Origin of the sequence: Nocardia anocheti (assembly GCF_029675105.1) — a bacterium.
GTDB lineage: Bacteria > Actinomycetota > Actinomycetes > Mycobacteriales > Mycobacteriaceae > Nocardia.
Genome location: NZ_JAQQFV010000006.1, coordinates 390749 through 415008 on the forward strand (window position 1 = coordinate 390749; position 24260 = coordinate 415008).

General features: G+C 70.6%; 21 protein-coding genes. 14 read left to right on the forward strand and 7 right to left on the reverse strand.

The genetic code is table 11. The annotated features are described in order from the left end of the window. Positions 1-25: 25 nt before the first annotated feature. The 4 genes from QC180_RS18430 to QC180_RS18445 form a co-directional block, all read right to left on the reverse strand. Positions 26-919 (reverse strand): amino acid ABC transporter permease, encoded by an 894-nt coding sequence (locus tag QC180_RS18430; RefSeq protein WP_278263986.1) that lies wholly within the window; start codon positions 917-919, stop codon positions 26-28. Then, the gene (locus tag QC180_RS18435; protein WP_278263987.1) at positions 916-1587 is read right to left on the reverse strand and encodes an amino acid ABC transporter permease; all 672 of its coding nucleotides are present in this window, start codon (positions 1585-1587) and stop codon (positions 916-918) included. Before QC180_RS18435 ends, QC180_RS18430 begins: the two co-directional genes overlap by 4 nt. Positions 1588-1677: 90 nt before the next feature. Beyond that, a complete protein-coding gene (locus tag QC180_RS18440; RefSeq protein ID WP_278263988.1) occupies positions 1678-2514 on the reverse strand; it encodes a glutamate ABC transporter substrate-binding protein in 837 nt (278 codons plus the stop codon). Between the two features lie 37 nt (positions 2515-2551). Continuing rightward, the gene (locus QC180_RS18445; protein ID WP_278264097.1) at positions 2552-3280 is read right to left on the reverse strand and encodes an amino acid ABC transporter ATP-binding protein; all 729 of its coding nucleotides are present in this window, start codon (positions 3278-3280) and stop codon (positions 2552-2554) included. A gap of 223 nt (positions 3281-3503) precedes the next feature. Between QC180_RS18445 and miaB the strand changes: the two genes are divergently transcribed. Further along, entirely contained in the window at positions 3504-5048 is a 1545-nt protein-coding gene (miaB, locus tag QC180_RS18450; protein WP_278263989.1) for a tRNA (N6-isopentenyl adenosine(37)-C2)-methylthiotransferase MiaB, read from the forward strand. A gap of 128 nt (positions 5049-5176) precedes the next feature. Continuing rightward, complete coding sequence (locus tag QC180_RS18455; protein WP_278264098.1) at positions 5177-5758, forward strand: Rv2732c family membrane protein; 582 nt, start codon at positions 5177-5179, stop codon at positions 5756-5758. Positions 5759-5812: 54 nt separating this feature from the next. On the opposite strand, the gene QC180_RS18460 is transcribed toward QC180_RS18455, so the two are convergent. Beyond that, positions 5813-7192 carry a DUF349 domain-containing protein gene (locus tag QC180_RS18460; RefSeq protein WP_278263990.1) on the reverse strand — a complete coding sequence of 460 codons (1380 nt, stop codon included), beginning with the start codon at positions 7190-7192 and terminating at the stop codon, positions 5813-5815. Positions 7193-7455: 263 nt separating this feature from the next. Here QC180_RS18460 and QC180_RS18465 point away from each other — a divergent pair, with 263 nt between their 5' ends. The 7 genes from QC180_RS18465 to QC180_RS18495 all read left to right on the forward strand — a co-directional run bounded on the left by QC180_RS18465 (position 7456) and on the right by QC180_RS18495 (position 14364). Continuing rightward, positions 7456-8229: a class III extradiol ring-cleavage dioxygenase family protein gene (locus QC180_RS18465; protein ID WP_278263991.1), complete on the forward strand. Its 774-nt coding sequence runs from the start codon at positions 7456-7458 to the stop codon at positions 8227-8229. Further along, positions 8226-9173: a tRNA (adenosine(37)-N6)-dimethylallyltransferase MiaA gene (miaA, locus tag QC180_RS18470; RefSeq protein WP_278263992.1), complete on the forward strand. Its 948-nt coding sequence runs from the start codon at positions 8226-8228 to the stop codon at positions 9171-9173. The genes QC180_RS18465 and miaA overlap by 4 nt, the downstream gene beginning before the upstream one ends. Beyond that, the gene (locus QC180_RS18475) at positions 9170-10006 is read left to right on the forward strand and encodes a TrmH family RNA methyltransferase (protein WP_278263993.1); all 837 of its coding nucleotides are present in this window, start codon (positions 9170-9172) and stop codon (positions 10004-10006) included. Before miaA ends, QC180_RS18475 begins: the two co-directional genes overlap by 4 nt. Before the next feature lie 44 nt (positions 10007-10050). Beyond that, positions 10051-10932: a diaminopimelate epimerase gene (gene dapF / locus QC180_RS18480; RefSeq protein WP_278264099.1), complete on the forward strand. Its 882-nt coding sequence runs from the start codon at positions 10051-10053 to the stop codon at positions 10930-10932. Positions 10933-11102: 170 nt separating this feature from the next. Further along, positions 11103-12533 carry a GTPase HflX gene (hflX, locus tag QC180_RS18485; protein WP_278264100.1) on the forward strand — a complete coding sequence of 477 codons (1431 nt, stop codon included), beginning with the start codon at positions 11103-11105 and terminating at the stop codon, positions 12531-12533. A 97-nt stretch (positions 12534-12630) separates the two neighbouring features. Then, the gene (locus QC180_RS18490) at positions 12631-13533 is read left to right on the forward strand and encodes a lysophospholipid acyltransferase family protein (protein WP_278263994.1); all 903 of its coding nucleotides are present in this window, start codon (positions 12631-12633) and stop codon (positions 13531-13533) included. 90 nt (positions 13534-13623) lie between these two features. After that, a complete protein-coding gene (locus QC180_RS18495; RefSeq protein WP_278263995.1) occupies positions 13624-14364 on the forward strand; it encodes a pirin family protein in 741 nt (246 codons plus the stop codon). Here the strand turns inward: QC180_RS18495 and lexA are convergent. Continuing rightward, positions 14361-15077: a transcriptional repressor LexA gene (lexA, locus tag QC180_RS18500; RefSeq protein WP_278263996.1), complete on the reverse strand. Its 717-nt coding sequence runs from the start codon at positions 15075-15077 to the stop codon at positions 14361-14363. The genes QC180_RS18495 and lexA overlap by 4 nt on opposite strands. Before the next feature lie 229 nt (positions 15078-15306). Here lexA and QC180_RS18505 point away from each other — a divergent pair, with 229 nt between their 5' ends. The 3 genes from QC180_RS18505 to nrdR all read left to right on the forward strand — a co-directional run bounded on the left by QC180_RS18505 (position 15307) and on the right by nrdR (position 17916). Next, positions 15307-16017, forward strand: a complete 711-nt coding sequence (locus QC180_RS18505) for a hypothetical protein (RefSeq protein WP_278263997.1) — start codon at positions 15307-15309, stop codon at positions 16015-16017. A gap of 150 nt (positions 16018-16167) precedes the next feature. After that, entirely contained in the window at positions 16168-17397 is a 1230-nt protein-coding gene (locus tag QC180_RS18510) for a hypothetical protein (RefSeq protein WP_278263998.1), read from the forward strand. A 51-nt stretch (positions 17398-17448) separates the two neighbouring features. Continuing rightward, positions 17449-17916, forward strand: a complete 468-nt coding sequence (gene nrdR / locus QC180_RS18515) for a transcriptional regulator NrdR (RefSeq protein WP_278263999.1) — start codon at positions 17449-17451, stop codon at positions 17914-17916. 6 nt (positions 17917-17922) lie between these two features. Here the strand turns inward: nrdR and hrpA are convergent, their stop codons facing one another. After that, on the reverse strand, positions 17923-22143 hold the full coding sequence (hrpA, locus tag QC180_RS18520) for an ATP-dependent RNA helicase HrpA (protein WP_278264000.1): 4221 nt from the start codon (positions 22141-22143) through the stop codon (positions 17923-17925). A gap of 168 nt (positions 22144-22311) precedes the next feature. Here hrpA and QC180_RS18525 point away from each other — a divergent pair, with 168 nt between their 5' ends. Both QC180_RS18525 and QC180_RS18530 read left to right on the forward strand, forming a co-directional pair. Further along, positions 22312-22953, forward strand: a complete 642-nt coding sequence (locus tag QC180_RS18525; protein WP_278264001.1) for a Pr6Pr family membrane protein — start codon at positions 22312-22314, stop codon at positions 22951-22953. Positions 22954-23007: 54 nt separating this feature from the next. Next, complete coding sequence (locus tag QC180_RS18530) at positions 23008-24231, forward strand: aminotransferase family protein (protein WP_278264002.1); 1224 nt, start codon at positions 23008-23010, stop codon at positions 24229-24231. Positions 24232-24260 lie beyond the last annotated feature (29 nt).

Below are 24260 nucleotides of genomic sequence, written 5' to 3' on the forward strand. Positions count from 1 at the left end.
CGAGCGGGCCCGCGGTGTGGGTGGACTACTTGGTGGTGAGGTCGACGCCGGGCGCGGCGTCGGTGAGGACGGAGTCGGCGGCGAGCACCGCCCCGCCCTTCTTGCGGCGCGAGCGCAACCGCTTCTCCAGCCGGGTCGCCAGGAAGGTCAGCGCCAGGTTCAGCGAGATCATGATCACCGCCACCACCATCAGGGCGGGGATGGTGTTCTGCTGCGAGGCACCCACCTGCTGACCCGAGCGCACCAGCTCCACATAGGTGATCTGGTAGCCCAGCGCGGTGTCCTTGAGCACCACCACCATCTGCGAGACCAGCGCGGGCAGCATCGCCGTGACCGCCTGCGGCAGCAGCACCAGCCGCATCAGCTGGCCCTTGCGCAGGCCCAGCGCCACCGCGGCCTCGCTCTGGCCCTTGGGCAGCGCCTTGATGCCCGCGCGCACGATCTCGGCGATCACCGAGGCGTTGTAGATGACCAGCGCGATGACCACCGCGGCCAACGCCAGATCATCGGAGCGGAACAGCTTGTACTCGCCGAACAGCGCGAACAGGAAGATCATCAGGATCAGCACCGGGATGGCCCTGGCCAGCTCGACGACCGCGCCCGCGGTCCAGCGCACCCAGCGGTGATCCGACAGGCGCAGGATGCCGAAGAGCATGCCGAAGAACAGCGCGCCGACGATCGAGATCGCCGCCGCCAACAGCGTGCCGCGCAGGCCGGGGAGCAGATAGGTCTCCCAGACCCCGGATTCGAGGAACGGCTTCCACTTCTCCGCGGTGAACTGGCCCTTGTCGGCGAAGGCGTCGAAGAGCCACCAGCCCGCCGCCACCAGCGCGATCACGACCAGCAGCGAGTAGAGGTGGTGGCGCAGCCGGGCGCGGGGGCCCGGTGCGTCGAACAGGACCGACGCGCCTGAACTCATCGTGCCACCTCGTATCGCTTGGCCAGCCAGCCGAACAACAGGCCGGTGGGCAGGGTGAGAATCACGAATCCGAGGGCGAAGATCGCGCCGATGGCCAGGATCGCGGCCTCGTTCTCGTTCATCTCGCTCATCAGCAACGCCGCCTCGCCGACCCCGATGGCCGAGGCGATGGTGGAGTTCTTCGTCAGCGCGATCAGCACGCTGCCCAGCGGCGCGATGACCGCCCGGAAGGCCTGCGGCAGCACGATCAGCCGCAGGTTCTGCGCGAAGCCGAAACCGAGCGAGCGCCCGGCCTCGGACTGCCCCAGGGCGACGGTGTTGATGCCCGAGCGCAGCGACTCGCACACGAACGAGGCGGTGTAGACGCTCAGGCCGACCACGGCCCAGCGGAAGTTGTTGTCCACCAGGGACTCACCGGCCAGCTTCCAGCCCAGCGTGTTGTAGAGGCCGAGCGAGCAGAACACGATGATCAGGGTCAGGGGGGTGTTGCGGAAGATCGACACATAGGTCGCGCCGACCCAGCGTGCGACCGGGATGGGCGACACTCGCATGCCCGCGACGATCGTTCCGAGGATCAGCGCGCCGATCGCCGAGAAGAACGTCAGCTTGATGGTCACCCAGAAGGCGTCGAGGATTTCGGAGTGATACCTCGAGATCAGGTCGAACACGGACGCGCGTCCTCCGATCGATAGGGACAGGGCAGAGGGGACAGCGGTGCTCGACGGCCCGGACGCACCGGGCCGTCGAACACCCGGGGATCAGTAGCGATCGACGGTCGGCGGCGCGGGCACCGCGATGCCGGTACCGGCGAAGTTCTTCTCCTGCGAGGCCTTCCACGAACCGTCGGCGATCATCGCCTCGATCGCGTCGTTGACCTTGGTGCGCAGTTCGGTGTCGCCCTTCTTCAGGCCGACGCCGTACTTCTCGGTGGTGAACGGCTTGTTCACCAGCTTGAAGACACCGGGCGCCTGGGCGGCGTAACCGGCGAGGATGACGTTGTCGGTGGTGACCGCGTCCATCGCGCCGTTGCGCAGCGCGTCGATGCACAGCGAGTAGGTGTCGTAGGTCTGCAGCTGCGCCTGCGGGAACTTGTCCTTGATGTTCTGCGCGGGGGTGGAGCCCTTCACCGAGCAGACCTTCTTGCCGTCGAGCGACTCGGGGCCGGTGATGTCGGTGTTGTCGGCGCGCACCAGCAGGTCCTGACCGGCGACGTAGTAGGGGCCGCCGAAGTCGACCTTCTCCTTGCGCTTGTCGGTGATCGAGTAGGTGGCCACGATGTAGTCGACCTGGCCGTTCTCGATCAGCGTCTCGCGCTGGCCGGAGGGGGCCTCCTTGAAGGTGATGTTCTCCGGCTTCACACCCAGCTTGTCGGCGACGTAGGTGGCCACGTCGACGTCGAAACCGCTGTAGGTGCCGTCGGTGTTGCGCAGGCCCAGGCCGGGCTGGTCGAACTTGATGCCGATGGTGAGCTTGCCGTCCTTGGCGTTGTCCAGCGCCGAGTTCTCGTCACCACCGCCGCAGGCCGCGGTCACGGTCGCGGCCAGCGCGACCGCCACGGCGCCGATGCCGACGCGCACCGCACGATTGATCCTCATCGAGTTTCCTTCTCCCTCTTGTGGTGTGGATACAGCGTCAGTGGCTGAGAATCTTGCCGAGGAAGTCCTTGGCGCGATTCGAGGTCGGGTTGGTGAAGAACGCTTCGGGCGCGGCGTCCTCGACGATCTCGCCGTCGGCCATGAACAGCACCCGGTCACCGGCGCGGCGCGCGAAGCCCATCTCGTGGGTGACCACGAGCATGGTCATGCCCTCCTTGGCGAGGGAGACCATCACCTCGAGCACCTCGTTGACCATCTCCGGGTCCAGCGCGGAGGTCGGCTCGTCGAAGAGCATCACCTTGGGGTCCATCGCCAGCGAGCGGGCGATGGCCACGCGCTGCTGCTGACCACCGGAGAGCTGCGCGGGGTACTTGTCGGCCTGGTTGGCGATGCCGACCCGCTCGAGCAGGGCCAGCGCGTGCTTGCGCGCCTCGTCCTTCTTCTTGCCGCGCACCTTCACCGGCGCGAGCATGACGTTCTCCAGGATCGTCTTGTGCGCGAACAGGTTGAACGACTGGAACACCATGCCCACCTCGGCGCGCAGCGCGGCCAGGGCCTTGCCCTCGGCGGGCAGCGCGACACCGTCGACGGCGATGTCGCCGGAATCGATCGGTTCGAGCCGGTTGATGGTGCGGCACAGGGTCGATTTCCCCGAGCCCGACGGGCCGAGGACGATCACGACCTGCCCGCGGGGCACATCGAGGGTGATATCGCGCAGAACGTGGAGGTCACCGAAGTGCTTGTCCACGTTGCGCATCGAGATCATCGGCGGCGCAGCGGCAGTGGCTGGCCCGTCGGCGTTCCCGGTCGCGGGTGCGGCGTCGTCGGTCATGGACAGAAACCTTAGGCGTTCTTCGGAGATTTGCCCGCCTTTCGGCGACTCGCCGTCACGGCACGCCGGGCCGCAACCCGCCGGTAACCTACCGGGACCAGGCCCGCCTCCCGACCGCGACGCAGACCACCTCGGAGGCTGGCCGTACCCTGGACGCGTGGATTCGAACGGACAGGACGCGACGCAGCGCGCGCACCCGCAGGCGCGCAGCTACGAGGTCCGCACCTTCGGCTGCCAGATGAACGTACACGACTCCGAACGCTTGTCCGGCCTGCTCGAGGACGCGGGCTATGTGAAAGCGGCACCCGAGGACACCCCCGACCTGGTGGTGTTCAACACCTGCGCGGTGCGCGAGAACGCCGACAACAAGCTCTACGGCACGCTGGGTCATCTGGCCCCGGTCAAGCAGGGCCGCCCCGGCATGCAGATCGCGGTCGGCGGGTGCCTGGCGCAGAAGGACCGCGAGACCGTGGTGCGCAAGGCGCCGTGGGTCGACGTGGTCTTCGGGACGCACAACATCGGGTCGCTGCCGGTGCTGCTCGAACGTGCCCGGCACAACGAGCAGGCCCAGGTCGAGATCCTCGAATCGCTCGAGGCGTTCCCGTCCACCCTGCCCGCCAAGCGCGAGTCGGCCTACGCGGGCTGGGTGTCGATCTCGGTGGGCTGCAACAACACCTGCACCTTCTGTATCGTGCCCGCGCTGCGCGGCAAGGAGGTCGACCGTCGTCCCGGTGACGTGCTCGCCGAGGTGCGGGCGCTGGTCGAGCAGGGTGTGCTCGAGGTGACGCTGCTGGGCCAGAACGTCAACTCCTACGGCGTGAACTTCGTCGACCCGGAACAGCCGCGCGACCGCGGCGCCTTCGCCCAGCTGCTGCGCGCGACCGGGCAGATCGAGGGTCTCGAGCGGGTGCGCTTCACCTCGCCGCATCCGGCCGAGTTCACCGACGACGTCATCGAGGCCATGGCGCAGACCCCGACTGTCTGCCCGCAGCTGCACATGCCGTTGCAGTCCGGCTCCGACCGGGTGCTCAAGGCCATGCGTCGCTCCTACCGCAAGCAGCGTTTCCTGGGCATCATCGACAAGGTGCGCGCCGCCATGCCGCACGCCTCGATCACCACCGACATCATCGTCGGCTTCCCCGGCGAGACCGAGGAGGACTTCCAGGAGACCCTGGACGTGGTGCGCAAGGCGCGCTTCACCAGCGCCTACACCTTCCAGTACTCCAAGCGGCCCGGCACCCCGGCCGCCGAGCTGCCCGACCAGCTGCCCAAGGCGGTCGTGCAGGAGCGCTACGACCGGCTGATCGCGCTGCAGGAGCAGGTCTCGCTGGAAGGCAACCAGGCGCTGATCGGTACCGAGGTGGAGTTGCTCGTCGCCGAGGGCGCGGGCAAGAAGAACGCGGCCACCGCCCGGATGAGCGGTCGCGCCCGCGACGGCAGGCTCGTGCACTTCCGACCGGGTGACGACGCGGGGATCCGTCCCGGCGACGTCGTCGTCGTGGACATCACCGCCGCCGCGCCGCACCACCTGATCGCCGACGGCGTGGTGAAGTCGCACCGCCGGACCAGGGCCGGTGACGCGCACGAACGCGGGGTCACCCCCAAGACCGCCCCGATCGGGGTCGGTCTCGGCCTGCCGCGGATCGGCGCACCCGTCGTCGAGCCCGTGGACAGCGGCTGCTCGACCGGCTGCCCGGCGTGACCGCGCCGTCCGGCGGGCCCGAACCTACTACCGGTCGTAGTGGGTCGCCCGACGGCGGCCCGGCCGGTGATGGCACAGTGGAGACCAGCAGCAACGACCAGCCTGCCGACAACAGGAGCGAGAACGCGGTGACCCGGGTGGACGACGACCAGGATTTCGAACAGTTTCGCGGTGAGCTCGACGCGGTGGAACGCCGCATCGCCGGGGAGATCGATCCCGGCGCGCGGGCGATGGTGGTGGCGGGCGCGGTCTTCGCGCTGCTGATCTCGCTGGTGCTGCCGCACACGGGCACCGCGCGCGGGTTCGACGTGCTGCTCAACACCGATGCCGCCCGGCTCGAGCACATCGGCCTGCCCTCGCGGCTGTTCGTCTGGCTGGTGATCGTGTTCGGTGTCGGCTTCTCGCTGCTGGCGCTGACCACCCGTCGCTGGGTGCTGGCCTGGCTGGCGGTGGCGGGCTCGGCCGTGGCCAGCGTGTTCGGGGTGCTGTCCATCTGGCACCGGCAGACCCCCGGCCTGGGCAACTACGAGGGCACCGGACCCGGCATCGGCCTGATCCTGGGCACCATCGCCATCATGGTGCTGACCTTCCACTGGGTGCGTGTGGTGTGGAGCCGCACCGCGGTGCAGCTGGCCGCCGAGGAACAGCGTCGCAACGCCGCCCGCGAGGCCGAGGAACGCGATCGCAAGCGCCTGACCGGCGAAGAATAGACCCCGACCACGACGAAGCCCCCGACCGAATCGGTCGGGGGCTTCGTCGTGGACTCACCGGTTGCTGACGGCGCCTTCGGCCGCTTCGGCCCACTCACGCCACTGCTTGGCCTGTTCCAGGGCCTTCTCCGCGTCGCGCTTCTTGCCCGCCGCGGTGGCCTTGGCGGCCTGCTCCTCGAACTGGGCGACCCGCTCGCGGAACTGCGCGGCCCTGGCCACGGCCTCCGGATCGGTACGGCGCCACTGCTGGTCGGCGGCGTCGCGCACCCGCTTCTCGATGGTGCGCAGCTTGCTTTCCAGCTCCTGCATCCGCTCGCGCGGGACCTTGCCGATGGCGTCCCACTTGTCCTGCAGTTCGCGCAGCGCGGCCCGGGCGGCGTCGAGCCCGGTGGCCGGGTCGATGTGCTCGTAGGCGGCCAGCAGTTCCTGCTTGGCGGTGGCGTTGTGTTCGAACTCGGCGTCGCGCTCGGAGACCGCCGCGTTGCGGGCGGCGAAGAACACGTCCTGGGCGCTCTTGAACCGCCGCCACAGCGCCTCGTCGGCCTCGCGCGGGGCCCGCCCGGCCGCCTTCCACTCGGTGAGCAGATCGCGGAAGACCGCGGCGGTGCCGGTCCAGTCGGTGGAGCCGGACAGCTCCTCGGCGCGCACGCACAGCTCTTCCTTGCGCGTCTTGGCCGAGGCGCGCTCGCGGTCGAGCTCGGCGAAGTGCGCGCCGCGTCGGCGGTTGAACGCCTCACGGGCCTTGGAGTAGCGCTTCCACAACGCGTCGTCGACCTTGCGATCGACGCCACGGATGGACTTCCACTCGTCGAGGATCTCGCGCAGCCGGTCGCCCGCGGCCTTCCACTGGGTGGACTCGGCGGCGATCTGCTCGGCCTCGGCGGCGAGGGCTTCCTTGCGCTCGGTGTGCTCGTGCCGGGCGCGCTCCTTCTCCTCCTTGGCGTGCGCGGCGGCTTCCTCGGAGTGCTCGGTGATGGCCTGCAGCCGGGTCGCCAGGCCGTCGATGTCCCCGATGACGGCGGCGGTCGGCAGCGTCTCGGCGAGAGCCAGCGCGGCGGCCTTGGTCTTGCGCGCGTCGGCGCCCGCGGCCAGCCGGGCCTCGAGCAGGGCCACCTCGGTGGCCAGGTCGTCGAAGCGGCGGCCGAAGTGTTCCAGGCCCTCGGCGGCGTCACCCGCCTGCCAGGAACCGATGACGCGTTCGCCGTCGGCGGTCTTGACCCACGCGGTGCCGTCCTCGTCGACGCGACCCCACTTGCTGGGGTCGGTCACGGTCGGCACGATCACGGGGTGCGGATGCGGTTGATCGGGGCCCGGCGCCGGTTTCACGGCATGGGGCTTCGGCGGACGCGGAGACTGTCCACCGGGCTTGGGGGTACCGGACGGTCGCGGGCCCGGACCGGGGGTGGGCTTCGCGGTTCCGTTGCTGTCGGTCATTGCTCTCCGTCCCTGCCGCGCGTCACGGCTGCCTGGTTACGCCCTAGCACATCCCATTGAACCCGGTTCGCGCCGAGGAAACCATCGATCCGGGGGATCGGATGCCGCATTTCCTGGGATTTCGTCCCGGGCGACGTGGGTAGTCGCACCAGAAAACACTAGCAATCCCGGCGGGTATCACCGCGTCGGACACTCGCAGTCCGGCGCCCGGTCACGGTGCGCCGGGTGCGGGGCCCCGCGCACCGTCCGGCTACGGTTACCGCGTGTTCTCGATTGCGGCCCTGGTCCCGTCGCCGCCGATGCTGGTGCCCGAACTGTGTGGACGTCCCGCGGCGCCCGGCGCCGATCCCGGCGATCCGGTGGTGGCGCTGCGCACGGCCGCCCTCGACGCCGCGACGGCGCTGGCCGCCGTGGCGCGGCGCTGGACCGTGCTCGGCGTCGGCGAGCGGGCCGAGATGTTCGGTCCCGCGACGACCGGGACCTTCCGTGGGTTCGGCGCCGACGTCGTCGTCGGGCTCGGGCCCGCGCGGATTCCCCCCGTCCCAGCAGACGCCCAGCTTCCGCTGCCGGTGCTGGTCGCCGGATGGTTGCGGGAGCGGGTCGCGCCCACGATCTCGATCGAGGCCCGGCTGCTGGCCGCCGACACCAGCCCCGCCGAGTGCCTGCGCGTCGGTGCCGCGCTGCGCGCCGAACTCGACGCCGATCCGGCCCCGCACGCGGTGCTGGTCCTCGCCGACGGCGCCGCGACCCTGACCCTCGCGGCCCCCGGCTATCTCGACGACCGCGCCGCGCCGGTCCAGGACGCCCTCGACACCGCTCTGCGGACCGGTTCGCGCGCGGGGCTGGCCGTGCTCGAGCCCGAGCTGTGCGCCCAACTCGTCCTCGACGGCCGCGCCGCCTATCAGGCGCTCGGCGGTCTGTTCGCCGCCGATCCCGCCGATCCGCGGGTGCGTACCCTCTACCAGGGCGCCCCCTACGGCGTCGGCTACGACGTGAGCGTGTGGCATCCGTGCGGACAGGAAGGTGACGGTCGGTGACCAGCGGGTTCGACCGTCCCATCGCCGTCGTCGGCCCGACCGCCACCGGCAAGTCCGACCTGGCCCTCGACCTGGCCGAACGGCTCGGCGGCGAGATCGTCAACATCGACGCGATGCAGCTCTACCGCGGCATGGACGTGGGCACCGCCAAGCTGCCGCCGCAGCAGCGCCGGGGCATCCCACACCACCTGCTCGACGTCCTCGACGTCACCGAGACGGCCACCGTGGCGGCGTACCAGAGCGCCGCGTCGGCGGTGGTCACCGACATCACGGCGCGCGGACACGTACCGGTGATCGTCGGCGGTTCGATGATGTACGTGCAGGCGCTGCTGGACCAGTGGGACTTCCCCGCGACCGATCCCGAGGTCCGCGCGCGCTGGGAGGCACTGCTGGCCGAGGGTGGGGTCGCGGCCGTGCACGCGGCGCTGCGGGAGGCGGACCCGGTCGCCGCGGCCACCATCCTGCCCACCGACGGCAGGCGCATGGTGCGCGCGCTCGAGGTCGTGGAGCTGACCGGCCAGCCGTTCGCGGCCTCGGCACCGACCATCGGCGAGCCCCGCTGGAACACCCGCATCCTGGGCGTCGACCGGGAGACCGCCGCGCTGGACGCCCGCATCGAGACCCGCACCGCGCGCATGTTCGACACCGGCCTGGTCGAGGAGGTCCGCGCGCTGCTCGACGCGGGCCTGCGCGAGGGCCAGACCGCCCGTCGCGCGATCGGCTATGCCCAGGTGCTGGCCCATCTCGACGGCGAATACGATCTCGCCCACGCCCGCGAGCGCACCCTCATCGGCACCCGCCGATACGTGCGCAGGCAGCGGTCGTGGTTCCGTCGCGATCCCCGGGTGTCCTGGGTCGACGGCGCCGACCCCGAGCTCGCCACGACCGCGCTGGCGCTGCTCACCGCTGATCAGCCAGACCCGACAGGACGGACCGCGCAGTGACCCGACGAGTGAGTACCCGCAATGCCTCGGTGCAGGTGTGGCAGGCCTACCTCAACAACCGGACGAAACGTCATCGTGACGGCCGGTTCCTCGTGCAGGGCGTGCGTCCGATCACCCAGGCCATCGACAACGGCTGGCCGCTCGAGACCCTGCTCTACCGCCTCGGCACCCCGGACCTGTCGAGCTGGGCGCGCGAACTGCTCGACACCGCCGAGGTCCCGCAGGTCGGGCTGGTGCCCGAACTGATGGCCGAACTCGGCGAGAAGTCGGCGAGCGTTCCGGAGGTCGTGGCGGTCGCGATCTCGCGTCAGCCCGACCTCGCCGAGTTCGCGCCGGGCGAGCCGGGGGAGGACGCGCCGGTCGTGGCGGTCTTCGACCGACCGAACTCGCCCGGCAATCTGGGCACCCTCATCCGCTCCGCCGACGCCTTCGGTGCGTCGGGCGTCATCGTCACCGGCCACGGCGCCGACCAGTTCGACCCGCAGGCGGTGCGCGCCTCCACCGGTTCGCTGTTCTCGGTGCCGGTGCTGCGTGCCGCCGGACCCGCCCAGGTCCTCGAATTCCGGGACCGCCAGATCGCGCGCGGCATCCCCACCCGCATCGTCGGCACCGACGAACACGCCCCGAGCACCCTCTACGACCACGACTTCACCGAGGCCACCATCCTGGTGATCGGCAACGAGACCTCGGGCATGAGCGCCGCGTGGGCCGAGGCGTGCGACGACCTGGTCACCATCCCGATGGGCGGCACCGCCAGCTCGCTGGGCGCGCCCTCGGCCGGGGCCATCGGCCTCTACGAGATCGCCCGCCAGCGGCGCACCTTCGCCCGGTAGCGGGCGCGCCCGCCCGGCAGGGGACAATGGCGGCTGTGTCCGACATCGAATTCAGCAAGGGCCACGGCACCCAGAACGACTTCGTGGTGCTGCCCGACCCGCAGGTGCGCCTCGACCTGACCACCGACCGCGTCGCCGCCCTGTGCGACCGGCAGCGCGGACTCGGTGCCGACGGTGTGTTGCGGGTCGCCAAGGCGGCCGAACTGCTCTCGGCGGGCGTGCTCGAGGCACTGCCCACCGGCGTCGGCCCCGGCGACTGGTTCATGGACTACCGCAATGCCGACGGCTCCATCGCCGAGATGTGCGGCAACGGCGTGCGGGTGTTCGCGCACTACCTCAACGCCTCCGGCCTCGAGACCGCCACCGAGTACGTGGTCGGCAGTCGGGCGGGCGCGCGGCCGGTGGTGGTGCACGCGGCCGGACCCGTCGACGGCGAGGTCACCGTCGACATGGGCGAGGTCCGCGAACTGGGCTCCTCCACCGCGACCCTGAGCGGGCGCCCGCTGTCGGGCATCGGCATCGACGTCGGCAATCCGCACCTGGCCTGCGTGGACACCGGACTGTCGGCCGAGGCGCTGGCCGGACTCGACCTCACCCTGCCCCCCGGCTACGACCCCGATCTGTTCCCGCACGGGGTCAATGTCGAGATCCTCACCGCGCTCGGCCCCGACGACGCCGTCGACATGCGCGTCTACGAACGCGGCGTCGGCGAGACCCGCTCCTGCGGCACCGGCACCGTGGCCGCGGCCGCCGCCGCGCTCACCGCCGCGGGCCGTTCGATCGGCTCCGGCACCGGCGAGGTCACCGTGCGCGTCCCCGGTGGACAGGTCCGCGTCACCATCACCGATGGCCACGCCTGGCTGCGCGGCCCCTCGGTGCTGCTGGCCACCGGCACGCTCTCGCGCGACTGGTGGGACGCGCGGTAGCGGCGGATAACCGGATGCGCGCTGTCACCGTGACGTGGCAGCATGGAGAACGTATGACGAAACCAGAAACCCCCACAGACGCCACGACCGAGCCCACCAGCACGGTCGATCCCGACGTGGCCGCCGACCGCGGCGACGTCGACGACGCCATCGCCCGCCACGCGGCGCGCATGCGGCGTCCCGGCTGGGCACCCGAACCCACCGTTGGCGAGATGCAGCTCGACGAGCGCTCCTCGCTGCGTCGCGTGGCCGGACTGTCCACCGAACTCACCGACATCACCGAGGTCGAATACCGGCAGCTGCGCCTCGAGCGCGTGGTGCTGGTCGGTGTGTGGACCACCGGCAGCTCCGCGCAGGCCGAGGCCAGCATGGTCGAGCTGGCCGCGCTCGCCGAGACGGCGGGCTCGGAGGTCCTCGAGGGCCTGATCCAGCGCCGCGACAAGCCCGACCCGGCCACCTACATCGGTTCCGGCAAGGCCGAGGAACTGCGCACCGTGGTCCTCGAGACCGGCGCCGACACCGTGATCTGCGACGGTGAGCTGACCCCGGCCCAGCTCACCGCGCTGGAGAAGGTCGTCAAGGTGAAGGTCATCGACCGCACCGCGCTGATCCTCGACATCTTCGCCCAGCACGCCACCTCCCGCGAGGGCAAGGCCCAGGTCGCGCTCGCGCAGATGGAATACATGCTGCCGCGCCTGCGCGGCTGGGGTGAGTCCATGTCGCGGCAGGCCGGTGGTCGTGCCGGTTCCAACGGCGGTGTCGGTCTGCGTGGTCCCGGTGAGACCAAGATCGAGACCGACCGCCGCCGCATCCGCGAGCGGATGGCCAAGCTGCGCCGCGAGATCCGCGAGATGAAGACCGCCCGCGACACCATGCGCGCGCGTCGCAGCGCCAGCGGGGTGCCGTCGGTGGCCATCGTCGGCTACACCAACGCGGGCAAGTCCAGCCTGATGAACGCGCTCACCGGCGCGGGTCTGCTGGTGCAGGACGCCCTGTTCGCCACCCTCGATCCGACCACCCGCCGGGCCGCGCTCGACGACGGTCGCGAGATGGTGTTCACCGACACCGTCGGCTTCGTGCGCCACCTGCCCACCCAGCTGGTCGAGGCGTTCCGCTCGACGCTGGAGGAGGTCATCGGCGCCGATCTGCTGCTGCACGTCGTCGACGGGTCCGACCCGCTGCCGCTCGAGCAGATCAGGGCCGTACGCGAGGTGATCACCGACGTGATCAAGGAGCAGGGCACCGCCGCGCCGCCGGAACTACTGGTGGTGAACAAGATCGACGCGGCCGACCCGAACGAGCTCACCCGCCTGCGCGGCATGCTCGCCGACGCCGCGTTCGTCTCGGCCCACACCGGGGCGGGCATCGATGAGTTGCGCGAACGACTTTCCGAGGTGCTCGGCGGACTCGATGTCGACATCACGGTCCTGCTGCCCTACAGCCGCGGTGACCTGCTGGCCCGCATCCACGCCGACGGCCGTATCATCTCCTCCGACCACGAGGAAGGCGGGACCAGGGTGCGTGCCCGGGTGCCCCACGCCTTGGCGGCGGCACTGTCCGAATACGCCCATTCCGGGCCCGCCGAGCCGGTGCTCAGCTGATCTTTTTCGCTGATTTGCCGACCGTTTGCGGTCGAATGTCGATGCGACACGGCCTTTTTCGGAAGCTATGGTCGAATATCGACAGCAGGAGGGTGTTATGTCGAACGACCAGCGGGGTCCAGCGAGTGTGAAAGAAGACGGGACAGGACGGGCCGAGCAGGGCGGCCCGATCCTCTCCGACGGGGCGCCGTTGAATCCGGCCCCGAGCGAGTGGGAGATCCGGGGCTTCGAGGCGTTCTTCGCGCCGCTGCGGGCCTGGACGAGCCCGCGCTTCTTCGGCCTGGACAACATTCCGGCCGAGGGCCCGGTGCTCATCGTGGCCAACCACAATCTGCTCGGCGGTATCGACGCGCCGCTGCTCATGCCCGCGATTCTGCGCGAGCGTGGCCGACTGGTACGCGGCTTGGCCGAACACGTCCTGATGCAGCCGGGCGTGCGGGAGATCCTGCATCGTTTCGGCGCGGTGCGCGGTACCCGTTCGAACTGCCTGGCGCTGCTCGAACGCGGCGAGGCCGTGGTGGTGTTCCCGGGTGGCGGTCGCGAGGCGATCCGGCGCAAGGGCGAGAAGTACGTGCTCAAGTGGGAGGGCCGCACCGGTTTCGCGCGGATGGCCATCCAGGCGGGGGTACCGATCGTGCCGCTGGCCATGATCGGCATCGACGACGCCTACGACATCGTCTTCGACGGCCAGCATCCCGCCATGCGGCCGCTGCGCTGGACCTGCGAACTGCTCGGCATCAATCCCGAACTGAATCCGCCGCTGGTCAAGGGCATCGGGCCCACCCCGATCCCGCGCCCCGAGCGGTTCTACTTCTCCGCGGGCGCACCGATCGACCCGACACCGTGGCTCGAGGCGGAGGATCTCGACGGCGCGGCCGCCGACCTGCGCGATGTCGTCCGCAAGGGCCTCGAGGAGGAACTGCAGTTCCTGTTCGCCGAGCGTGAGCGCGACGCCGGACGCAGTCTGTTCGGCCGCCTGCGGGGCGCACTGCCCTGGTGACCGCCTGACCGGGGTGGCGTGGAATGTCCGCGCCACCCGCACGGTTACCCGCTATACGGACCTGAGTCCGGGTAGTGAGAGGTGGCGGCGATGACGACAGCGCGGGTCCAGGTGATCCCCGGCGCGGACCGGTGGCACTGGCGCAACGAATGGCTCGTCTCGAAGCAGTCGTTCCCGGCGACCGGCAATTTCGTGCTCGAGGACTACGCGCACGGTCTGCTGCTGGTGCACAACGAGGACACCGTCGACCCCGGCGAGGGCTTCGACACCCACCAGCACCGCGACACCGAGATCCTCACCTGGGTGCTGGAGGGCACTGTCGTCCACCAGGACTCGACCGGGCACTCCGGCGTGATCCACCCCGGGCTGGCGCAGCGGATGAGCGCGGGCACCGGCATCCGCCACTCCGAACGCAACGGCGCGGGCTATCGGGAGACCGAACGCCTGCACGTGGTGCAGATGTGGATTCCGCCCGACACCGCCGGTGCCGCGCCCGGCTATCAGGAACTCGACATCGCGGGCGAACTCGCCCGCAACACCCTGGTCCCGGTGGCCTCCGGCATGGCACGCCATCGCAACGACGCCGCGATCGGCATCGGCAACAGCCACGCCACCTTCCATGTCGCCCGACTCGATCCGGGGCACACGATCGCGGTGCCGGACGCACCCTATGGTCACGTGTTCGTCGCGCGCGGCACCGTGGACTACGAGGGGCACGGCCGTCTGGACCAGGGCGACGCCGTGCGCCTGACCGCGACCGGCGGCCACCGCGTGACCGCCGTGACCGCCGCCGAACTGCTGATCTGGGAGATGGACGCCAGCGTGCGCTAGATCTTGCGGATGACGGTGACGACCTTGCCGAGGATCTGCGCGTCGTTACCCCGGATCGGCTCGAAATGCGGGTTGTGCGGCATCAGCCAGACGTCCTTGCCGGTGCGCTTGAAGGTCTTCACGGTGGCCTCGCCGTCGATCATGGCCGCGACGATGTCGCCGCCCTCGGCCACGTTCTGCTGACGTACCACGACCCAGTCGCCGTCGCAGATGGCCGCGTCGACCATCGACTGCCCGACGACCTTGAGCAGGAACAGCGACCCGTCGCCGACCAGCTCGCGCGGCAGTGGGAAGACCTCCTCCACGGCCTGTTCGGCCAGGATCGGCCCGCCCGCCGCGATCCGGCCCAGGACCGGGACGAAGGTGGGGGTGGGACGGCTCGCGTCGGCCTCGTCGGGCTGTTCGACCGGCAGTGTGGTCACCGACCGGACCGCCTCGTCGAGCCCGCGCACGTTCACCGCGCGGGGGCGGTTCGGGTCGCGGCGCAGATAGCCCTTGCGTTCGAGCGCGCGTAGCTGGTGGGCCACCGAGGAGGTGGAAGTGAGTCCCACCGCGTCGCCGATCTCGCGGATGCTGGGCGGATAGCCGCGTTCGGTCACCGAGGTGCGGATGACCTCGAGGACCGTGCGCTGACGCACGGTGAGATCCGCGCCGGATCCCGATGTGACGGTGCCGGTAGCGCTTTCGTCACCCGTGTCGCCTGTGTGGGTCACCTGTCCCGCCCTTTCGCTGGTCGAATTCGCGCTTTCGAGGCTAGTCGGGCCACGCCGAACTATCAAACATCTGTTCGAGCATGTCGGGCGTTTCGTGCTGACATCGGCGCCGCCGCGTGGTAGAAATCGAACATCAGTTCATCGCACACATGTTCGAACAGCGACAGGCGTATTCGCCTCACCAGCAGTTTCTTCAGCAGCGGAGCACACCACCCCGGAGGTTCTTCCGATGAGCACAGCGACCGGCGCCCTGCGTTCCTTCGATCCCGTCCCGGGCCGCGAGCCCGTCCTCCGGCGTCGCCGGAACGCCCGCGCGCCACGGCCTTTCGCCCTCGTGCGTGGCACCGCGCGTCCCCGGCCCGAACGGGTCGCCCCGCCGTCGGTGGCGCCGGTCGACGTCGCACAGCAGGCGGCCGGGCCCGCCGTGTCCCGTCCGGCCGAGGAGGCCCGTTCGGTACTGGTGCGCGCGACGACGCTCGCACCGGCGCGGATCGAGCCGCCGCGTGATCTCGTCCGCACCGAGCGGCGCGGCCGGATCTTCGATCTCACCGACGCCGAAGTGGATCTGGCCTTCGCCACCGTGCCGCGCTCGGAGCCGTTACCCCGGCCCGTGGTGCGTCCGCGTCCGGCGGGCACGAGCGGGCGCGCGCCGCGTAGTGACCGTGGACCGCGCGGCGAACTCGCCCTCTATGGCCGGGGTTCCGTGCCCACCGCGCGTCCGGCGCGGGGCGAACACCCCTTACGCCGGGTCGAGCGCGCGCAGCGGGGATTCGCCGCGCTGGCCGTGACGGCGCTGGCGACCGCGCTGATCGTGGTGGCCTTCCTCGGCCTGGCGCACCTGCGCGCGGGCGGGTTCGGCGAGCGCGTCGACGCGCCCATCCCGGGAATCACCGAACCGGCGGACGTGCCGTCCAGGGGGCTTGTCCCGGGGCAGGGCTAGCGCGAACCGCACTGCGCAGCAAGGGTTTCCCGTCGGTAGCCATGGGTAACTCACCGGACTGTCCCAGACGAAAATCGTTCCAAAACTAGAACACGTTGCTACCGTGACTCGCATCCCGAACCGGGGCGGGGTCGCCTCGGCCGATATCGGATGCGAGGTCCCGTGCGCCGCTGTTCGATCGTCCTGCTGCTCGGCTTTCTGCTCGGCACGTTGCTCGCGCCCACCGCGCAGGCCCACCCCGCCTACACCGAGTTCCTCGACCTGCCCGCCCTCAACGCCGACGGCGAATTCGGTGGGGGACTACACCCGGCGCTGCCACTGTCCCAGGAACCTCTACGGGCCGCGCTCGACGCGGCCAGGGCCGACGCGATCGCGCCCGCCCGCTACGCGACCCTGCTGCACCAGTACTGGCTCGTCGTCGCCACCGACAACGCCGCCATCGATCTGGCCGCGTGGGAGCCCTACCGCGGCGTCGCCGCCAGCACCGCGACCTTCACCCAGGTGTATGTGAACTACTTCCGCATCGCGGCCGCACGGCCCGACTTCTACTGGGCCGGTCTGGCCGGGATCGCCGGTGGGTCGTTCGCGTCGGGCTTCTTCGATGTGGGCGATATCGGCGGAGTGCTCTCGCTCGCGGGCATCCACGAACTGGGCTCGGCGGTGGCGGACGTGCTGCGCGCGGTACCGCCGGAGCTGCTCGCCGAGGTGCCCGCCGACATCACCGGACTGGCCCAACTCGGTCCGCGCCTGACCGCCGCCGACCTGGCCTGGTACCAGACCCGGCTGATGATCATGCAGAAACACATCTTCACCGACCTGGTCCCGATGCACGAGGCCTACCTCGCCGAGGGCATGGCGGGCATCGACGAGATGCGCGCCGCCGGGCTGCTCGACGACGGCATGCGCGCCGCCTGGGCGGGCATCGACGGCGGTACCCCCGCGGGCCGCGCCGACGCGCTGCTCCGGATGACCGATCGCGAACAGAACCACATCGTCGCCGACCAGTGGGACGCCACCGCCGCGGGCCGCGACGGCCTGGGCCGGGTCCTCACCTACGTCACCACCGTCGCCGGGAAACCGGCCGTCCCCGGTACCCGGGCGCCCGGGGTGTACGCGCCGGTCACGGTGGGCGCGCCGGGCGGCACGCTGGCCCTGCGCATGCCGCTGCCCGCCTTCGACTGGGCCGACCGCGCCGACCGCTGGGCCTACATCACCGCCGACCTGGTGCCCCGCCACCTGGACCTGGTCGCCGACGCGGCGCACGCGAGCGCGGTGTATCGCGAGCCGTTCGCGGTCAAGCTCGACCGGGGCCGGATGATCGCCCGGTTACCGGAGATCGTCGCGGACTTGACCACGCAGTGGCAGCTGGTGCGGTCCTGAGCGGTATTCTGTCAAGTGCCATGGAGTGCGCCTCGACGAAGGAACCCTCGGATGCATTGCCCGTACTGCCGACACCCCGACTCGCGCGTCGTCGACTCGCGGGAAGCCGAGGAGGGCACGGCCATCCGCCGCCGTCGATCCTGCCCGGCCTGCGGTCGCCGGTTCACCACCGTCGAGACCGCGATCCTGTCGGTGGTCAAGCGTAGCGGCGTCACCGAGCCGTTCAGCCGCGAGAAGGTCATCGTCGGTGTCCGGCGCGCCTGCCAGGGACGCGAGGTCGACGACGACGCGCTGAACCTGCTGGCCCAGCAGGTCGAGGACGCGGTGCGCGCCAAGGGTTCCCCGGAGGTCCCCAGCCACGAGGTCGGCCTGGCCATCCTCGGCCCGCTGCGCGACCTGGACGAGGTCGCCTATCTGCGCTTCGCCTCGGTGTACCGATCCTTCACCAGCGCCGAGGATTTCGAACGCGAGATCACCGAGATGCGCGCCGCGCGGGCCGCCGCGGTCGCCGCCGACTGACCCCGCTCACCGCCGGATCGCGCCGATCGCCTTCTCGATCCGTTTGGCCGACACCGGATACGGGGTGCCCAGCTTCTGCGCGAACAGGCTCACCCGCAGTTCCTCGATCATCCACCAGATCTCGGTGACATCGCGCGCGTGCTTGCGGTTCTCGGGCAGACTCCGCACCAGCTTGTCGTAGGCGGCCAGCATCCGGTCCACCTCGACCATGCCCTGTCGATCGCGTACGGCCGAGCCCGGCAGTGATTCCAGGCGTTGCGCCGCGGCGAGCAGATAGCGCGGGAGTTCGCGCAGCCGCGCCCGGCCCCACTCGGCGACGAAGCCGGGGAACAGCAGGTCGTCGAGCTGATGGCGCACGTCCTCGGCGATATCGGTCTCGGTGGTCTCGGCCAGCGCCGCGCGGGCCCGGTGCGCCGCCGACAGCACCGGCGCGACCGTGCGGATCAGACTGCCGACGGCTCCGGCGAGCCGCGGTCGCACGGCGGCCACGAGTTCGTCGAACTTCTCGGGGCTGCGCACGGGCCCGCCCGCCTCGGCGATGAGTTCGTCGGCGGCGGCGATCCGACAGTCCTCGACGAGCTTGTCGAGGGACCCGTCGGGGTTCTGGCTCAGTGCCAACCGGTCGGCCGCGGGCAGCCCGGAGGTGACCGCGCGGGTGGAGGTGGGAATCGCGGCCAGCAGCAGGGTTCGCACCCCGGCGCGCATGGCGGCGGCCTGTTCGCCCGGCGAACTGAGCACCCGCACCGCGACGCCCGCACCCTCGGGAACCAGCGCCGGATAGCCGGTGACGGTCTGCCCGGCCACTTCACGACGCACGGTCTCGGCCACCGCGCCCAATGATTCGGAGGTCCACACCGTGGCGGGCGCGCGCTCGGCACCCGCGGTGGCACGGGCCACCGAGGCCGAAACCTGCTCGGCCAGCCGGGCTTTCAACTGGGCCAGATTCTTGCTCTTGGCGAGCACCCGGCCCGCGCCATCGACCGCGGCGAAGGTCATCCGCAGATGATCTGGCAGTGCGGTGGGGGACAGGTCCTCGGCGGTGATGGTCACCGAACCCAGCCGCGAGAGCTCCCGGGACAGGCCGGTGCGCAGCGGTTCGGCGCGGGGAGTGAGCCCGCGCAGGGCCGCCGCGGCGAAGTCCGGGGCCGGAACGACGGCGCGGCGCAGGGTCTTGGGCAGGGTCTTGATGAAGGCGGCGGCCAGTTCCTCACGCAGACCCGGTACCAGCCAGTCGAAGCCGACCGCGCGCACATGCGCGAGCTGTTCGACCGGGATCCGCACGGTGACGCCGTCGTCGTCCTGACCGGGTTCGAACTGGTAGGTGAGCGGGAAGCTGAGTTCGCCCTGGCGCCACGCGTCGGGGAAATCGGTCGGATCCAGCGCGGCGGCACCGGCATTGGTGACCGTCTCGGTCGAGAAGTCCAGCAGCGTCGGATCGTCGCGTTCGGCCTTGCGCCACCAGCTGTCGAAGTGGCGCACCGAGACGATATCGGCCGGGACGCGCTGGTCGTAGAACTCGAAGAGCACCTCGTCGTCGACGAGGATGTCGCGACGGCGGGCCCGGTGCTCGAGATCGGCGACGTCATCGATCAGGGCACGGTTGCGGGCGAAGAAGCCGTGTCGGGTCTGCCATTCGCCCTGCACCAGGGCATGGCGCAGGAACAGTTCGCGCGAGAGCTCGGGATCGATGCGGCCGTAGTCGACGGGACGGCCGGTCACCAGCGGCACGCCGTAGAGCGTGGCCCGCTCGTAGGCGCGCGCCGCACCACGCTTGGCCGACCAATGTGGTTCGGAGTAGGTGCGTTTCACCAGATCGCCCGCGAGCCGCTCGGCCCACTCGGGTTCGACCTTCGCGGTGATCCGGCCCCACAGTCGGGAGGTCTCCACCAGCTCGGCGGCCATCACCCAGCGCGGCGGCTTCTTGGCCAGCGACGACCCGGGGAAGATCATGAACTTCGCGTTGCGCGCGCCCAGGAACTCGCGCGACTCCGCCTCGCGCACGCCGATGTGGGAGAGCATGCCCGCCAGCAGCGCCTGGTGGATCTGCGCGGCGGGCCACGGCATAGCCGCCTCGGCGTCGTCCACCGTCTGAGCGGCCTTCGCCGCCGAGGCCTTCACGCCCCGCACGCCCTGTGCCGCCGGAGCTTTCGCGTCTTGCGCCGCGCGCTGTGCCCGGTCGCCGCCACGTCGTCGTCGCGAACCGCGCCCCTGTCCGCCGTCGGCCCCGGCGGGAGTCTCGGTGTCCGACTGCGGCAGTGCCCGTTCGGGATTACGCCGCCCCCGTCGCCCGCGGTCACCGTTCGAGGTCGCGTGATCGGACTCGCCGGTTCCGCGTGCCGAGCTCGTGTCGTTCCAACCCAGCCCGCGGGTGATGGTGCGCAGCTGGCCGTGCAGGTCCTGCCATTCGCGGATGCGCAGGTAGTGCAGGAACTCGTCGCGGCACATGCGGCGGAACTGGTTGGACGACAACGACTTGCGCTGCTCGGTCAGGTAGTCCCACAGGCGCAGGTAGGCCAGGAAATCCGAGCCGTCGACGGTGAAGCGGGCGTGCTGGGTGTCGGCGGCATGCTGGTGTTCGACCGGCCGTTCGCGCACGTCCTGGATGGACAGCGCGGCCACGATCACCAGCACCTCGTCCAGGCATCCGGCGCGGTAGGCCTCCACCAACATTCGCGCCATCCGCGGATCCACGGGCAGCTGCGCCATCTCGCGCCCGATCGGCGTCAAGGTGAGATGCCCGCCCGAGTGGGCCTCGCCGTCGACGGCCTTCGCGCTGCCGTGCGCCAGCGCGCCGAGTTCCTCGAGCAGGGCGATGCCATCGCGGATGGCGCGGCGGTCCGGCGCCTCGACGAACGGGAAACTCTCGATGTCACCCAGGCCCAGCGCGGTCATCTGCAGGATGACCGCGGCCAGATTGGTGCGCAGGATCTCCGGTTCGGTGAACGCGGGCCGCGATGCGAAGTCGTCCTCGGAGTACAACCGGATGGCGATGCCGTCGGCGACACGACCACAGCGACCCGAACGCTGCCGGGCCGAGGCCTGCGACACCGGTTCGATCGGCAGCCGCTGCACCTTGGTGCGCATCGAATACCGCGAGATCCGCGCGGTGCCGGGATCGACCACGTAGCGGATACCCGGCACGGTCAGCGAGGTCTCGGCGACATTGGTGGCCAGCACCACCCGGCGGCCGGTGTGGGGGGTGAACACCCGATGCTGTTCGGCGGCCGAGAGCCGCGCGTAGAGCGGAACCACCTCGGTGCGCGGCAGTCGCAGATCGCGCAGCGCGTCGGCGGTGTCGCGGATCTCGCGTTCGCCGGACAGGAACACCAGCACGTCACCGTCGCCCTCGGCGAACAGTTCGGTGACCGCGTCGGCGATGGCGTCGGTGGGATCGCGGTCCACCACGCGGGTGTCCTCGTCGTCCTCGAGGCCCGGCAGTTCCAGCGACAGCGGCCGATACCGCAGCTCCACCGGATAGGACCGACCCGAGACCTCCACGATCGGCGCGGGCGTGCCCTCGGCGTCGGCGAAGTGCCGCGCGAACAGCTCCGGGTCGATGGTCGCGGAGGTGATGATCACCTTGAGATCGGGCCGCTTGGGCAGCAACTGCTTCAGATAGCCGAGCAGGAAGTCGATATTGAGGCTGCGCTCGTGCGCCTCGTCGATGATGATCGTGTCGTAGCGGCGCAGCATCCGGTCGCGCTGGATCTCGGCGAGCAGGATGCCGTCGGTCATCAGCTTGACCAGGGTGCGGTCGGAGGCCTGATCGGTGAACCGGACGGTGTAGCCCACCACATCGCCCAACTCGGTGCCCAGTTCCTCGGCGATACGCTCGGCGACGGTGCGCGCGGCCAGGCGGCGCGGCTGGGTGTGCCCGATGGTGCCGCGCACGCCGCGGCCCAACTCGAGGCAGATCTTCGGGATCTGGGTGGTCTTGCCCGAGCCGGTCTCACCCGCCACGATCACCACCTGGTGCGCGGCGATGGCGGCGGCGATGTCGTCGCGGCGCGCGGAGACCGGCAGTTGCTCGGGGTAGGTGATCGACGGGACCGCCGCGCGGCGGTTGGCCACGCGGGTCGCGGCGGCGGCGATCTCGGCCTCGAGGGCGGGTAGGTCGTCGGGGCGCGCCCGGTCGAGCTTGCGCTGGAGCCGGTGTTCGTCGCGCAGCGAGACCTCCGCCAGGCGGGTGCGCAGCGCGCGGGTACCGGTGCTAGCTGTCCTGGTCATTGCACCTGTCAGCCTAGCGAAGCCCGCCAGCGGTTTTCCGTCGCGTCGGTCGCCGGACCGCGTCGGCGAGAGCAACGACACACCACGGCGGGGATCGGTGCGCTCGGTGTGGCGCGACGCGCGCCGTGTCATGGCCGTGCGGCGGTGTGCGCGTGCGACGATCCCGGTATGAGCACAGCGGCGGGCGCGGCGTGGTGGATCAGGATCGTCCGGATCGGCTTCGGGACCCTCGGAGCGGTGGCCCTGCTGTGGATTCCGCTCCGCAATCTCGGGTCGGCGGAGTTCTCCCTCGCCAACTACCTGAGCTACTTCACCATCGAGTCGAACATCCTCGGGGTGATCGCACTGCTCGTCGGTGGGTTGCTCGCACCAGGTGGACGCGGCTGGCAGGTGTTCCGGGGCGCGGCGACGCTGTACATGCTGATCACCATGGTCGTCTACGCGGTGCTGCTCGCGCGCATCGACGTGATGCTCAACGACAAATGGATCAACGATGTGATGCACCGGTACCTGCCCCTGGTGCTGGTCCTGGACTGGATACTGGTGGCCGCGCCGCACCGGTTGCGGCCCAGCCCGGCGCTGGTCGGCCAGTGGCTGATCTTCCCGCTGCTCTTCGGCGTCTACAGCCTGATCCGTGGACCGATCGTCGACTGGTATCCGTATCCGTTCATCGACCCGCGCGGCCAGGGGTATCTGTCGATGGCGATCGGGCTGGTCGTGCTGACCCTGGTCTTCGCGGTGTTGGCGGTAGCCATGGCGTCGCTGGGTGATCTGCCCGCGCGATGGCGCGATCGGCGGTCCGTGGACTGAGACCTCGCGCGGGTCCGCGCGCGCCGCGGCCCCGGGTGGGGTAAGTGTGGAGCCATGAATGCGCTCTGGCATGGATTCGCCGATATGGGTGCCGTCGACCGCGACGGCGCGTTCGTCGTCGCCCGGGGTGACGGCGCCTACGTCTACGACACCGCGGGCACCCGCTATCTCGACGCCACCGCGGGCCTGTGGTTCGCCAACGTCGGGCACGGCCGCGCCGAGATCGCCGACGCGGTCGCCGCGCAGTTGCGCACCATCGCCCACTACTCCAACTTCGGTGATCTCACCGAGCCGCCGGTCCAGGAACTGGCCGAGAAACTGTCCACCATCGCCCCGGTGCCGGGCAGCAAGATCTTCTTCACCTCCGGCGGCTCGGACTCGATCGAGACCGCCGCCAAACTGGCCCGCCGCTACTGGTTCGAGCAGGGCCGCACCGACAAGACCATCCTGGTCGGCCGCAGACTCGCCTACCACGGCATGCACTACGCGAGCACCGCGCTCGGCGGGCTGGCACCCAATCTGGAGGGCTACGGCACGCTGGTCCCCGACACCCGCACCGTCGACTGGGACGACGCGAAGGCGTTGCTGGCCCTGATCGAGGACATCGGCGCCGAGCGGATCGCCGCGTTCTTCTGCGAACCGATCATCGGCGCGGGCGGGGTGTACCCGCCGCCACGGGGCTACCTCGCCGAGGTCCGCCAGATCTGTCGTGACCACGACATCCTGTTCGTCGCCGACGAGGTGGTCACCGGTTTCGGCCGCATCGGCGGCTCGTGGTTCGCGTCGAGCCGCTTCGACCTGCGACCCGACCTGATGACCACCGCCAAGGGCCTCACCTCCGGCTACGTGCCCATGGGCGCGGTCTTCGTCGCCCCGCACCTGGCCGAACCGTTCTTCGGCGGCGGCGTCTGGTTCCGCCACGGCTACACCTACGGCGGCCACGCGGGTGCCGCCGCGGCCGCGCTGGCCAACCTCGCCATCATCGAACGCGAGGGCTTGATCGAAGAAGCCGCCCGCCTCGAACAGTCCCTGGACACCGCGCTGGCCCCGCTGGCCGACCACCCGCGCGTCAGCGAGGTCCGCAGCGGCCTCGGTGCGGTGGCCGCCGTCCAACTCGCCGACCCCGCCGAGGCACCCGCCTTCGTCAAAGACCTGCGGGCCCAGGGCATCTCCGGCCGTGCGGCCGGAGGCGGCGCGTTGCAGATCTCGCCGTCGTTCGTCATGACCGACGCCCAGGTCGCCGAACTCGCCGCCGGTTTCGCCCGCGCTCTGGGCTGACCACTCCGCGACCGACCCCGCCGTCGAGG